This is a genomic window from Streptomyces sp. NPDC031121 (assembly GCF_055570615.1).
The window spans coordinates 231,674-243,888 of record NZ_JBVIGV010000007.1; the positions used below are offsets into that span (position 1 = coordinate 231,674).

16 protein-coding genes are annotated in these 12,215 nt (G+C 74.3%); 8 read left to right on the top strand and 8 right to left on the bottom strand.

All coding sequences use genetic code 11. The annotated features are described in order from the left end of the window. Window positions 1-237: 237 nt before the first annotated feature. Complete coding sequence (locus ACZ462_RS15235; RefSeq protein ID WP_467809267.1) at window positions 238-1,065, bottom strand: MerR family transcriptional regulator; 828 nt, start codon at window positions 1,063-1,065, stop codon at window positions 238-240. Window positions 1,066-1,245: 180 nt separating this feature from the next. Between ACZ462_RS15235 and ACZ462_RS15240 the strand changes: the two genes are divergently transcribed. The 3 genes from ACZ462_RS15240 to ACZ462_RS15250 all read left to right on the top strand — a co-directional run bounded on the left by ACZ462_RS15240 (window position 1,246) and on the right by ACZ462_RS15250 (window position 2,997). Beyond that, a complete protein-coding gene (locus tag ACZ462_RS15240; protein WP_467809266.1) occupies window positions 1,246-1,503 on the top strand; it encodes a hypothetical protein in 258 nt (85 codons plus the stop codon). 210 nt (window positions 1,504-1,713) lie between these two features. Next, window positions 1,714-1,926 (top strand): hypothetical protein, encoded by a 213-nt coding sequence (locus ACZ462_RS15245; protein ID WP_467809265.1) that lies wholly within the window; start codon window positions 1,714-1,716, stop codon window positions 1,924-1,926. 267 nt (window positions 1,927-2,193) lie between these two features. Then, window positions 2,194-2,997, top strand: coding sequence for an NPP1 family protein (locus ACZ462_RS15250; protein ID WP_467809263.1), 804 nt, complete (start codon window positions 2,194-2,196; stop codon window positions 2,995-2,997). Between the two features lie 26 nt (window positions 2,998-3,023). Here the strand turns inward: ACZ462_RS15250 and ACZ462_RS15255 are convergent, their stop codons facing one another. The 3 genes from ACZ462_RS15255 to ACZ462_RS15265 all read right to left on the bottom strand — a co-directional run bounded on the left by ACZ462_RS15255 (window position 3,024) and on the right by ACZ462_RS15265 (window position 4,466). After that, window positions 3,024-3,248 (bottom strand): hypothetical protein, encoded by a 225-nt coding sequence (locus ACZ462_RS15255; RefSeq protein WP_467809262.1) that lies wholly within the window; start codon window positions 3,246-3,248, stop codon window positions 3,024-3,026. Window positions 3,249-3,365: 117 nt separating this feature from the next. Further along, window positions 3,366-3,983, bottom strand: a complete 618-nt coding sequence (locus ACZ462_RS15260; RefSeq protein WP_467809261.1) for a DUF7691 family protein — start codon at window positions 3,981-3,983, stop codon at window positions 3,366-3,368. A gap of 138 nt (window positions 3,984-4,121) precedes the next feature. Further along, on the bottom strand, window positions 4,122-4,466 hold the full coding sequence (locus ACZ462_RS15265; protein WP_467809259.1) for a hypothetical protein: 345 nt from the start codon (window positions 4,464-4,466) through the stop codon (window positions 4,122-4,124). A 299-nt stretch (window positions 4,467-4,765) separates the two neighbouring features. Between ACZ462_RS15265 and ACZ462_RS15270 the strand changes: the two genes are divergently transcribed. Then, window positions 4,766-4,969 carry a cold-shock protein gene (locus ACZ462_RS15270; protein WP_467809258.1) on the top strand — a complete coding sequence of 68 codons (204 nt, stop codon included), beginning with the start codon at window positions 4,766-4,768 and terminating at the stop codon, window positions 4,967-4,969. Between the two features lie 83 nt (window positions 4,970-5,052). On the opposite strand, the gene ACZ462_RS15275 is transcribed toward ACZ462_RS15270, so the two are convergent. Both ACZ462_RS15275 and ACZ462_RS15280 read right to left on the bottom strand, forming a co-directional pair. Beyond that, window positions 5,053-7,122: a phosphocholine-specific phospholipase C gene (locus ACZ462_RS15275; RefSeq protein WP_467809257.1), complete on the bottom strand. Its 2,070-nt coding sequence runs from the start codon at window positions 7,120-7,122 to the stop codon at window positions 5,053-5,055. A gap of 365 nt (window positions 7,123-7,487) precedes the next feature. Then, complete coding sequence (locus ACZ462_RS15280) at window positions 7,488-7,886, bottom strand: hypothetical protein (RefSeq protein WP_467809255.1); 399 nt, start codon at window positions 7,884-7,886, stop codon at window positions 7,488-7,490. Window positions 7,887-8,088: 202 nt separating this feature from the next. On the opposite strand from ACZ462_RS15280, the gene ACZ462_RS15285 reads away from it, so the two are divergent. Then, window positions 8,089-8,505: a hypothetical protein gene (locus tag ACZ462_RS15285; protein ID WP_467809254.1), complete on the top strand. Its 417-nt coding sequence runs from the start codon at window positions 8,089-8,091 to the stop codon at window positions 8,503-8,505. Between the two features lie 152 nt (window positions 8,506-8,657). On the opposite strand, the gene ACZ462_RS15290 is transcribed toward ACZ462_RS15285, so the two are convergent. Both ACZ462_RS15290 and ACZ462_RS15295 read right to left on the bottom strand, forming a co-directional pair. Further along, on the bottom strand, window positions 8,658-9,437 hold the full coding sequence (locus tag ACZ462_RS15290) for an SDR family NAD(P)-dependent oxidoreductase (RefSeq protein ID WP_467809253.1): 780 nt from the start codon (window positions 9,435-9,437) through the stop codon (window positions 8,658-8,660). A 47-nt stretch (window positions 9,438-9,484) separates the two neighbouring features. Then, window positions 9,485-10,330 (bottom strand): universal stress protein, encoded by an 846-nt coding sequence (locus ACZ462_RS15295; RefSeq protein ID WP_467809252.1) that lies wholly within the window; start codon window positions 10,328-10,330, stop codon window positions 9,485-9,487. A gap of 137 nt (window positions 10,331-10,467) precedes the next feature. On the opposite strand from ACZ462_RS15295, the gene ACZ462_RS15300 reads away from it, so the two are divergent. From ACZ462_RS15300 to ACZ462_RS15310, 3 genes are all read left to right on the top strand, one after another. Continuing rightward, complete coding sequence (locus ACZ462_RS15300) at window positions 10,468-11,106, top strand: class I SAM-dependent methyltransferase (RefSeq protein ID WP_467809250.1); 639 nt, start codon at window positions 10,468-10,470, stop codon at window positions 11,104-11,106. Window positions 11,107-11,129: 23 nt separating this feature from the next. Then, entirely contained in the window at window positions 11,130-11,522 is a 393-nt protein-coding gene (locus tag ACZ462_RS15305; protein WP_467809249.1) for an ACT domain-containing protein, read from the top strand. Between the two features lie 197 nt (window positions 11,523-11,719). After that, the gene (locus tag ACZ462_RS15310; protein WP_467809247.1) at window positions 11,720-12,187 is read left to right on the top strand and encodes a hypothetical protein; all 468 of its coding nucleotides are present in this window, start codon (window positions 11,720-11,722) and stop codon (window positions 12,185-12,187) included. The last annotated feature ends 28 nt before the right edge of the window (window positions 12,188-12,215 follow it).

The window sequence follows — 12,215 nt, forward strand, 5'->3', positions numbered from 1 at the left end:
CCCTCCCCTTTTTTTTTCCCCTTTCCCCCCCCCCCCCCCCTCCCCCTAGCACCCAAACCCCCCCCCCCCCCCACCGCGCTTCCCTCCCGCGCCCCCCCCGACAACGCGGCGAGGCGCGGTGCCTGGCGGCGCGGGCGAGGTACTCGACCTGATCCGCCGCGGCGCCCCCGCCCCACCGGACCGCGGCGCTGCCGGGCGGCAGCCCGGACACGGCCGCCGGAGCCGTCCGGCGGCCGCTCAGTCGGCGAGGGGGACGGCGATGTCGCAGGCCGGATCGGTCGTGCCGACCGCGGACCAGTCCGCGAAGTAGACCTCCCGCGGAGAGCCCGCCGGAGCCCGGCCGCGGGCGTTCGCCCACGCGTACACCGCGTCGTACGCGGAGAGGATCTGCGGGTAGGCCGTCTGCGCCTTCGTGATGCGGGTGTACGCCTCCACCCGCGACGGCTCGATCCGGTGGGCCGCCGGCAGCTCGCCCGCACGGGCCGGATCCACCGGGACGCACAGCTCCACCGGGCCGTCGCCGTCCTCGTTCACCTCCCCGTGGTAGACGACGAACGGGTGGCCGAAGAAGCCGCCGTGCGCCTCGGCCACCGGTGCCAGCCGGCCCAGGGCCGCCGGGATCCAGTCGGGGATCTCCTCCGGCGTGATGTGCCGCTGCTCGACGAGCACCAGCTGCTGCGCCACCTCGCGCGTCCCGATCTCGTACATGTCGTCCCTCATCCCTTCGTCCCCGAGCAGGTGGATGCGGAGGTGCGCGGCCAGCTCCCGCTGGGCCGCGACACGGCGCTCGACCCCGTCCCAGTACGCGGCGACCAGCCCGGCGGCCTCCGCCGCGGGGGCGGCCAGCACGGCGCCGACCTGCGCCAGCGGCATGTCCAGCCCGCGCAGCCGCACGATCAGCCGGGCGTCGCCCAGCAGGCTCTCCCGGTAGTAGCGGTAGCCGGTCACCGGATCGACGTGGTCCGGCGGCAGCAGCCCCTGGCGGCCGTACAGCCGCAGGGCCTTCTGCGACAGGCGGGCCCGGCGCGCGAACGCGCCGATCCCGAGCAGTGCGTCTTCCTCCATGCCGGCAACGCTCCCGTCTTCCCCAGGGGTAGGGTCAACCCCGCCGATCCACGCACGGCATCCCGCGGCCCGACCGGCTGTGCTCCACGCGGCCCACTCCCGCATGTGCGGCAGGCCGCGGCCTCCCATACTGACGGCGCCCGGCCCGACAGGGGCCGCCGCCCAGGAAGGAGCAGGCCCGTGAACGCACCGCCGAGCGGGGAGTCCGGCTGCGATCTGATGAAGCGCCTCGCGAAGGAGCTGGAGGACGGCATCAAGGCCGACAGGAAACGCGCGCAGGAGCTCACACAGAGGATCGCCCAACTGCAGGCCCAGCCCACCCCGGACCAGCAGCAGATCGCAGCCCTCACCCAGACCCGGGAGGTCCTCGAGAAGAAGATCGCGGAGGACCTCACCGCCCTGTCCGACCTCCGGGACGTCATCACGGAGAACTGCTAGACCGAGGACGGCTCCTGCTCCGGCGCCCAGGCCCACCCGACGAGGCGGCGGCGCCGGTCCGGGGGAGTGGCGGCGTTCGCCCGTCCGGGGACGTGGTCCCACCGGCGTGGAGGCCGACCGCCGCGGGCCCCGCGCACGACACGGCCGACGGTCTTCGGCCGTGTCATCGGGCCGCTTCCGCCGGCCGAGGCCGTCGCCGATGATGACTGTGTGACAGTAACTCCCCGCACCGGCCAGCTGCTTTCGGCCTTGGTTTCAGCCTTCGGTGTCCTCGGCAGCGTGCTGATGCTCGCCCTCGCCGTTCGCGGCTACCGCTCCGGGGCATCGGCCCTCTGGATCGGGGCCGGCGCTGTGATCTTCCTCGGTTCCTCGTACGCGCTCGTGCGGGACGTACGGCGGCTCCGCTCGGGACCGGCGGCCTGACAAGCAGCGCCGCGCGTAGTTCGCAAAGGCGGGGCATCGCCGCGTGACCGCGAGAGGACCGCGACCGCCTGACCGGCCGGACTTCACGTCGCGGGCATCCCCTCGGTGACGGGCGGGCCGTGCCGGAACACTCTGGGCATCAGCGGATCGAAGCGCCCAACTCGGCCCGCACGCAGCGCGTTTGTCGTGCACGGCCCTTGCCCCGTCGACCTCGTTCGCCAATGATGCTCCGGGCGTGTGCCACCGGGGCGGTGACCGGCGGCCTGCATGCCACCCCACCCCCCACAGGCCGGGAGGCCCGCCGTGCGCGCGAACCGTCACCTCCGCAGATCAGCCGTCACCCTGGGCGCCGCCCTCGCCCTGGTCGTCGGCGTGCCGCAGACCGCGTTCGCCGCACCCCCGCCCGCGCTCCCCGCCAACGCCGAGCCGATGGAGCTGGCCTTCCGGCCCGCCTTCGACTACGACACCGACGGCTGCTACCCCACCCCGGCCATAGGGTCGAACGGCGTCCTCAACAGCGGCCTCAAACCCACCGGCGCCCTCGACGGGAACTGCCGGGACGCCTCCGACCTCGACAACACCAACAGCTACTCCCGCGCCACCTGCAACAACGGCTGGTGTGCCGTGGTCTACGCGCTCTACTTCGAGAAGGACCAGGCCATTCCCGGCATCAGCCTCGGCGGCCACCGCCACGACTGGGAACACGTCGTGGTGTGGATCGAGGGCAACGAGGCCAAGTACGTCGCGACGTCCGCCCACGGCGACTTCGTGATCCACTCCCGCGACCGGATCCGCTGGGACGGCAGCCACCCCAAGATCGTCTACCACAAGGACGGCTGGGGCACGCACTGCTTCCGCGCCGCCAACACCAACGACGAACCGCCGGAGAACCACAGGCGGACCTGGCAGTTCCCCGCCCTCGTCGGCTGGTCCGGGTACCCCGCGGCCCTGCGGGACACGCTCAGCCAGGCCGACTTCGGCAGCGCGCACTTCGGCCTGAAGGACGGCTCCTTCCAGTCGCACCTCGCAGAGGCGAAACCGGCCGGCATCCCCTTCGACCCCTACCTCTAGGATCGGCCGCTCGTCGCGCCGAGCGGTCAGCCGCCGCCGCGGTGGAGGAAGAGCAGGAGGTCGTGCGCCTGTGCGGGAGTCAGGTCGACCGGAGCGGGCCGGGGGGCCTCCTCGCCGTCGGCGACGGCCGTGAGGTAGGCCTCGGCCTCCTCGGGCGGGATGCCCTCCAGCAGATCGTTGACCAGCTTCATCATCTCCTCGTCGGAGAGCTGCCCCGGCTCGTCGGGGCCCGCGGGTGTCCTCTGGTCCATCGCCCAACCTCGCTGTGGAGCCGTCGGCCGCTTCCGAAGGCAGCACAGACCATATACGCGGCCGCGCGCCCCCGCCCGGCACGGCGCGCGGGGTCCGCCCCCCGCAGCGGCCCGTGGTCAGTGGAGCCAGAAGAAGATGGTGTCCTCCGTCCTGCCCGCCGCCTTCGTGGCCTCCCACTCGCGGGCCTCGTCCCGCATGGGCCCCAGCAGCACCTCCGCCGTCTCGCGGACTTCCGGGTCGAGCCGGTCGAGGACCGCCTCGTACGCGGCGACGACCTCCGCGGCCCGCGAGGCCGGGAAGGTGCTCATGCAGGGGACGGCGTCACCCGGATGCGGCAGGCGCAGCGGGGGGCCGCCGAACAGGAGCGAGGCGGGCGCCAAGTCGTCCGGGACCCCGAGGCGGGCCATCTCGTCGCCGACGGTGTGGAACCAGGACGGCCGGCGCCAGTAGCCGAGGTCGTACGTGTCGGAGAACTGCACCGCTACCAGCGCCTGGAAGGCGTACGTGTAGCCCGGCCCCTCGTCCGCGCTGGGCGCACCCTCCAGCAGCTCGTCCAACGCCTGCGCGACCGGCACGTCCAGCGTGATCCCCTCGTCCTCGAACCGGGCGTCCGCCCGCGCGCACCGCTCCCGCGCCTTGCCGAGGACCCGGTCCTGCTCGGCTGTCCGCTCCACCGCCGTCAGCAGGCGGATCACGTTCCGCATGTCGCCGGTGCTCATCTCCAGGTTCCCCACAGCCCCACTCCTCCGTACGCCGGCGTCCATGATCGCCGACACGGGGCCCCGGACGCACGGGCCACACCCCGGCGGGTACGGATGTGACCGCGGTCTCGGACCCGCCCCGTCGCCGCGGCGGATACCGGCCGCGCCGGGTCAGTGGTCGTGCCGCGCGCCGTGCTCAAGGTGCCGGGGCCGGTCGGGCGGGGGGCCGCCCAGGGGCTCGGGCGGCGCCTGCCCGTCGGGGCCGGTCGTGGCGAGGGGGATGCCCAGGCTCTGGCACATGCGCTGGACGCGGGCCAGCGCGCTGAGGGTCATGGGGGAGGGGTGGTGCGAGGGCAGCCGGACCACCACCCGGCCGGGGCGGTGGGCGTGGACGAGCGCCTCGATCTCCAGGGCGGCTGCCGCCCGGTTGCCGACGTCCAGCTCCCGCGGCACCCGCACGTACAGGACGCCCTCGGCGAGATGGTGGGTGATGACCACGGTCTGCCTCCCGCTCACCGGGGCCCGGACGCTCGGCCGGAGCCGTCCGGCTGGTACCAGTCTGGGCCCCGCGACCCGCCCGTGCGAGCCCGCGCCACCGGGCGGCGGCGCGGCGGCCGGCCCCGCGTGTTCTCCTCCCCGCCGGCCCCGGAGCGTGCTAACCTGGTCACGTTGCAGTTTTGGCACCCCATGGATTTGTGTGCGCCCGACGTTATGCGATGGGCGCATTTTTTGTTTTCCGGCACCTCCGGATGGGCTCATTTCAGCGACGGGGCCGCGCACGGTGTGCGACCCAAAAACTCCCAGAAGGAGAACTCATGGCTACCGGTACCGTGAAGTGGTTCAACGCTGAAAAGGGCTTCGGCTTCATCGAGCAGGACGGCGGCGGCCCGGACGTCTTCGCCCACTACTCGAACATCGTCGCCAACGGCTTCCGCGAGCTCCAGGAAGGCCAGCGCGTCAGCTTCGACGTCACCGCCGGCCAGAAGGGCCCGCAGGCGGAGAACATCGTCTCGGCCTGACCCGAGCCCGATGCCTCACGGCGCGGTCCGTCCCCACAGGGGACGGACCGCGCTTTTTCGTGCGCCCGCGCGGGCGCGCCGCGTCAGGACGACGGGTCGGTCAGGATCGCCGGATCCGACAGGCCCGGCGCCCCGGTCTCGACCTTGCCCGCGAACCGGCGCAGGAAGTCGGCCGTACCGGATTCGGTGACGGTCACGTCGTACCACCGGCGGCTGCCGCTCAGGGACACGGTGTGCGTGACCGTGGCGCCCCGCGCGACCGTGAGGCGCTGCGGGCTGCCGCCGTACGCGCTGGTGACGGTGAGGACGGCCGTCGTGGCCCCGTTGTTGGTGCAGGTGAGGTCCAGGTCGCCGGTCGCGGCGTTGTGGCGGGCGGTGACCTCGGGCCCGGGGGTCGTCCCGGGGTGGCGGAAGCCGCGCACGAAGCCGTTCGGGCCGTGCACCGTCAGGTCGGTGACCCCTCCCGAGTAGCGGGTGTTCCAGGTGTCCGCGATCGACTTGCCCGCCTCGGTGGTGTACGTCCAGGGGGCGTCGGTGCGGTTCCCGGAGGTGACGTAGAACTGCGCGCCCAGTGCCGGGCCGCCGCTGAACGCCAGCCGGAACCTGCCCTCAGCGGTGAGCGCCGTGCCGTCCACGTACGGGGCGTACCGCAGCGGGCGGGTCGGGCGTGCGCCCCTCTCCTGGCGCGGCATGCTGCCCACGGCCGGGGCGGGCGCCGGGAAGTCCGGGTGCCGCTCGCGGTCCTGCGGCTCCCAGGCCGCCGTGTCGGGCAGCGGGACGGCGCCGGTGTCGCTGCGGCCGAAGTCGAACGCGGAGGTCAGGTCGCCGCAGACGGCGCGGCGCCAAGGCGAGATGTTCGGCTCGTGGACGCCGAAGCGCCGCTCCATGAAGCGGATGACGGACGTGTGGTCGAAGGTCTCGGAGCAGGAGTAGCCGCCGGTGCTCCACGGCGAGACGACGAGCATCGGCACGCGCGGGCCCAGACCGTAGGGCCCGGCGACGTAGCCGGTCTTGCCCGGGAAGACGTCCAGGGCGGTCGGCGCGGTCGACAGGCCCTGGCCGGCGTTGGCCGGGGCGTACGGCGGGACGACGTGGTCGAAGAACCCGTCGTTCTCGTCGTAGGTGATGAACAGGGCGGTGCGGGCCCACACGTCCGGGTTGGAGGTGAGCGCGTCCAGGACCTGCGCGATGTACCAGGCGCCGTAGTTCGACGGCCAGTTGGAGTGCTCGCTGAAGGCCTCGGGGGCCGCGATCCAGGAGACCTGCGGCAGCCTGCCGGCCTTGACGTCCGCCCGGAGCCGGTCGAAATAGCCCTCGCCCGCCTTGGCGTCGGTGCCCGTGCGGGCCTTCTCGTGGAGCGGGCTTCCGGGCTGCGCGTTGCGGTAGGCGTTGAAGTACAGGAGCGAGTTGTCGCCGTAGTTGCCCCGGTAGGCGTCGTTGATCCAGCCCCAGTGGCCGGCCGCGTCGAGGCCGTCGCCGATGTCCTGGTAGACCTTCCAGGAGATGCCGGCCGCCTCCAGCCGCTCCGGGTAGGTCGTCCACCCGTAGCCCAGCTCGGCGTTGTTGAGGACGGGGCCGCCGCCCTTGCCGTCGTTGCCGGTGTGGCCGGACCACAGGTAGTAGCGGTTGGGGTCGGTGGAGCCGATGAACGAGCAGTGGTAGGCGTCGCACACGGTGAACGCGTCGGCCAGGGCGTAGTGGAACGGGATGTCCTCGCGCGTCAGATACGCCATCGTGGTGGGCGTCTTGGCCGGCACCCAGTTGTCGTACCTGCCCTTGTTGAAGGCGCTCTGGCCGCCCGCCCAGTCGTGGTTGAGGCCCTGCAGGAACTCCATGCCGAGGTCGTCGGACGGCGGCCGGAAGGGCAGCGTCACCTTGCCGGCCCTGTCCGCCTGGTGCCATACGGGCTTGCCGCTCGGGAGTGTCACCGGGCGCGGGTCACCGAAGCCGCGTACGCCGCGCAGCCTGCCGAAGTAGTGGTCGAAGGAACGGTTCTCCTGCATGAGGACGACGATGTGCTCGACATCGGCGATGGTGCCGGTGGCGCCCTGCGCCGGGATGGCGGCGGCGCGCGCGATGCTCTCGCCGAGCACGCCCAGGGCGGCGGTGCCGCCGGTGAGCTGGAGGAACCTGCGGCGGTTGAGTTCTGCCATGGCGGACGACCTCTGCGGGTAGGGGGCGGGGACCGGCCCCCAGGAGAGCGGGCCCCGGGGGCCGGAAGGGGAGCCTGGCGTGACGGCGGGGGATACGCCAGGCGAACGGCGGCCCGATACCGCAGCAGTTCGGCCACATTCCCGCGCCTGCCCCCGGCCCCTGCGCCCCGCCGCTCTCCGCCCCCGGCCGCGCGCCGCCTCCGCGCCCGTGCGCCCCGTCCGCGCCGCCGCGGCCGCCGCCCGCGCGGGCGTCTTCACCGGGGCGGGACCGGGATCCGCGGAGGGCTGACCGTCAGGCGTACGGGAGCACGGCGTCGAGCCACACCAGATGAGGCGGCCCGGGCGTCGCTCGCGGGAGCTTGCCGTCAGGACGCGGCGGTGAAGACGCCCCCCGGCGCGTCGTCGAGGACGAGCCCGTTGTCGAAGCGCACCCGCACCGTCACCCTGCGGCGGTCCTGCTGCCAGGCGCTCCACTCGGGCTCCAGCGCCCCGACCTGCTCCTCGAGCCGCCTGCGGCTCTCCGGGGGCATCTGGGCGCCGAAGCCGTCGAAGAGGGACCTGAGCCGCTCGTACTCCCGCGCCTCCGGGCTCTGCTCCCGTACGTGCTCGTCCACGCGCTCGACGATGCCCTCGCAGCCCGCGGCAAGCGACAGGAACCCGACGGCGGCGCCCGCCCCGACCGCGGAGCCCCCGGCCGCCGTCACGGAGCCGGCCAGCCTCAGGTCGGCCGCCAGCCTGACCCGCAGGCCCTCTTCCAGTTCCACCGCTCTCCGCACCCCTCCGGTTCCCGGGGCTCCGCCCCTCCCGGCACACCCGCGCCGGCACGCAGCCATTATCCGGCGCGGCGGACGGGCCGGATGTACGCCAGCCGGTGCCGACACGACCCCGACAGTCGTATATTCCACAGCCCGCTGGGGGCGAATGCTACTGATGTACCGCAAAAGCACCGCACTCAGGAGGTATGCAATGCGTGCACGTCTTCTCCGTTTCACCGTCGTGCTGGGTGCCGCCGCGGCCCTCGGCCTCGGCGGAGCCGCGGCGGCCGCCGCCGACGGCGTCGGCAACTCCGGCATCGGGAACTCCGGTGTCGGCAACTCCGGCATCGCCAACTGGGGTGTCGGCAACTCCGGCATCGTCAACTGGGGTGTCGGCAACTCGGGCATCGCCAACTGCGGCGTGGGCAACTCGGGCATCGCCAACGAGGGCGTCGGCAACTCCGGAGTCGCCAACGAGGGCGTCGGCAACTCGGGCATCGCCAACTGGGGCGTGGGCAACTCCGGAGTCGCCAACGAGGGCGTCGGCAACTCCGGCCTCGGCAACTCGGGGGTCGGGAGCTCCGGCATCGGCAACACGGGTGTCGGCAGCTCCGGCATCGGCAACTAGCAGTACGGCTCCCGGGAGCCGCCGCCCGACCGCCGCGGTCCCCGGTGCCGATGACGACCTCCGGTGCGGTGGCGGCACCCGCCCACCACCGCATGCGGGGGCTTCCCCCGCGTTCGCACGCCAGGCGCCGGCGGGGAGCGGCGCGGCGATCCTCAGTGCACGGAGAACCCGCCGTCGACGAAGATCGCCTGACCGGTGATGTAGCCGGACGACCGGCCGGCCAGGAACACCGCCGCTCCGGCGAAGTCCTCGGCCAGGCCGTTGCGCCCGACCAGCGTCCGCCCGGCCAGCGCCGCCACCTTCTCCGGGTCGGACGACAGCCGCGCGTTGAGCGGGGTCATCACGAAGCCGGGCACCAGCGTGTTGCACGTGACCCCGTACGGCGACCACGCCTCGGCCTGTGAACGGGCCAGCGACTCCAGCGCCCCCTTGGACACCCCGTAGGCGCCGCTCTGCACGAACGCCCGGTGCGCCTGCTGCGAGCTGATGTGGATGATCCGCCCGAAGCCGCGCTCCGCCATGCCCGGCCCGAACCGCTGCCCCAGCAGGTAGGGCGCCTCCAGGTTCACCGCCATCGTGGCGTCCCACACGGCGTCGTCCAACTCGCCCATAGGCGGGCGCAGGTTGATCCCCGCACTGTTCACGAGGATGTCCGGCTCGCCGAACACCCCGGCCGCCTGCTCGGCCGCGGCCCGCACCCCGGCGCGCGTGCCGAGGTCGGCGCTCACCCAGGCCGCCCGGCAGCCGTCCGCCGCCAACCCGTCGACGACAGCGGTCAGTTCCGCCTCCCTGCGTGCCACGATGACGACGCCGGCACCGGCCCGCGCGAGGGCCCCGGCGATGGCCCGTCCGATGCCGGAGCTGCCCCCGGTCACCACGGCGACCATGCCGTCCAGCGAGAACAGTTCTGCGAGGTGGCGCTGCGAGGTCATGCCCGCAGCATAGGAGCAGGCCGGTACGGCCGGGTGCCCGGCGCCGGTCAGCCGCGGCGCGGTACCACCATGACGGGGCAGTCCGCGTGGCGCAGCAGGTCCGCGGTGGTCGACACGAGCCGGATTCGGTGGCCGTGCCGCGGGCCGCCGAGGACGAGGAGGGCGGCGTCGCGGGTCGCGGGCAGCAGCGCCGCCGGGGCGGCGGTCGGCGGCACCTGCACCTGCGCCACCAGCCCCGGCCAGTGCCGGCGCAGCAGGGCCGCCTCGCCCTCCAGGAGCCGCCGCTCGGCCGCCAGGACACCCTGCTGGCTCTGCTGCCCCGGCGGGGCGAGGCCGGGCGGAAGGGTCTGCGGCCGCAGGTCCGCATGGAGTATCAGGAGCGTGGTGTGCCGCAGGTGCGCCTCGGCCGCGGCCGTCTCCAGGACGGCCCGGTCGCGGTCCGGATCTCCGACCGCGACGGCGACCGGCCCGCCGCGGGCCGGCCAGTCCCGCATCACCACGGCCGGGCAGCGGGCGCCGCCGGCCACGGCGAACGCCACCGAACGGTGCAGCAGCCGGTCCAGGCCCCGCGACGGCGGCCCGACGACGACCATCCGGCAGGACGCCGACTCCCCGACCAGCTCGGCCGAGGCCTCCCCGTCGCGTACGAGCGCCTCGACGGCGATGCCGGGGAAGCCCGCCCGGACGTCCTCGGCGTGGACGGCCAGCCGCTCGCGCGCCTCCTCCGGCTCGCCGGATCCGGCGAGGGCGTGCAGCAGGACCAGGCCCGTGCGGTGCATGACCGCCTGCCGCGCCGCGTAGAGGACGACGCGCGCCGCATTCGGCCCGGGCCGCACGCCCGCCAGCACCGGGCCCCGCAGCAGCGTGCCGCGTCCCTGTCCCGCGCTCTCCATCCGGACCTCCCGCGGCGCCGGAGCCGGCCGTGGGCCGGTTCCTGCCTCGGCGTGCCCCTGCCCGCGGGCGCGCCGGGCACACCTGGCGCCGGCACACGGGCAACGGCTCCGGCGGCGCGCGGTGTTAGCGTCGTGCCGTGGCGGATCACCAGGACGAGACCAGGGCGGCCTACGACGGCGTCGTCGAACTGTACGCGTCCCTGTTCGCGGACCGGCTGGAGACGCGTCCCCTCGCCCGGGCCATGGTCGGCGCCTTCGCCGAGCTCGTGCGCGGGACGGGGAACCACCGGGCGGCGGACGTGGGGTGCGGTCCGGGACACCTGACGGCCATGCTGCACGGACTGGGGCTCGACGCGTTCGGGATCGACCTCTCGCCGGCGATGGTCGGCCACGCCCGGCGGGCCCATCCGGAGCTGCGGTTCGAGGAGGCGCGGATGGAGGCCCTTCCGATCGCGGACCGCGCGCTCGGCGGAGTGCTCTCCCACTACTCGGTGATCCACACGCCGCCCGCCGAGCTGCCCGCGCTGCTCGCCGAGCAGGTGCGCGTCCTCGCGCCGGGAGGCCTGCTGCTGGTGTCCTTCTTCGCGACCGGCGGACCGGAACCGGTCCGCTTCGACCACAAGGTGGCGCCCGCCTACAGCTGGCCGGTGGACCGGTTCGCCGAGCTGCTGGCGGGCGCCGGGCTCGTTCCCTTCGCCCGGCTGGTCCACGATCCCGCCTCCGAGCGGGGCTTCCTCGACGCCCACCTGCTGGCCCGCGCCGGCACCACCCCGTGAACGGCGATGCCCCGGGAGGCAACGTGTCGGGAGAGAAGGACCTGAGCACCCTGCTCGCTTCGATGAGCCCGCAGCTCAACGAGGGGGAGTACGTGTTCGCGCTCGCCCCTGCGGACGAGGTCCCGGCCGGTGTCCGCCCGGTGGCCCTCGTCCGGGAGGAGGAGGGGCTGACCCTGGTGCTGCCCCGCGAGGACGCCGACCGGCTGGGGCTCGCGTACGACTACGTCGCCGCGTGGATCACCCTGCGCGTGCACTCCGCCCTGGACGCGGTGGGCCTGACCGCCGCCTTCTCGACGGCGCTGGCCGCGGAAGGCCTGAGCTGCAACGTCGTGGCCGGCTTCCACCACGACCACCTGTTCGTGCCGCGCGGCGACGCGCCCCGGGCCCTGGCCGTCCTCTCGGACCTGGCCCGCTGACGGGGCCTGCCGGGCCGGTGAATTCCGGCGACACTGGTGAACACGTCGGGCCGCCGTTCCCGGTGGCCCCGACGACCGCCGAAGCGGTCCGCGGCAGGGGAGCCACCCCGGCGCGAACGCCGTGGGCGGTCGCGACGCCCCCCCGGCAGGACCGGGTCCGCAGCACCAGGACCCGCGCGCAGAGAGCGGTCCCCCTGATGCCCGACGCAGACGCCTCCCTCCTGGCTCCGGTACTCGTCGCCGCCGCCCTGGTGATCCGTACCGCGGTGGCGGAGATGCGGCAGCCGGGCAGCGCCCGCCGCACCTGGTCCTTCGCCGGCAGCCCCCGGGCCATGGCGGCCGGGGCGACCGTCACCGCGGCCGTCCTGCTGACCGGCTCCGGCCGCACCGGCTGGACCGCCGCGGCCTGGGCCCTGCTGGCGGGCGGCCTCACCGCCCACCTCACCGGCCGCGATCAGCGGACCTCCGCCGCGGACCCGGCCGGGGGCGGCGGCCCGGCCGCGACACCGCGCCGGATCGGAGCGGTCGCCCTCGCGGTCTGCGCGCCGCTCGCCGTGGCCGCGGCCGCCCTGTACGCCCTCCCGGGCCCCGGCCTCCACGCCCTGGCCATCGGCTTGGCGCTGCTCCTCGCCGGTCTGGTCGTGGCCGGGGCCGGCCGCCGCTGACGGCTCTCCCGGGTGGGCAGCGTGCGCC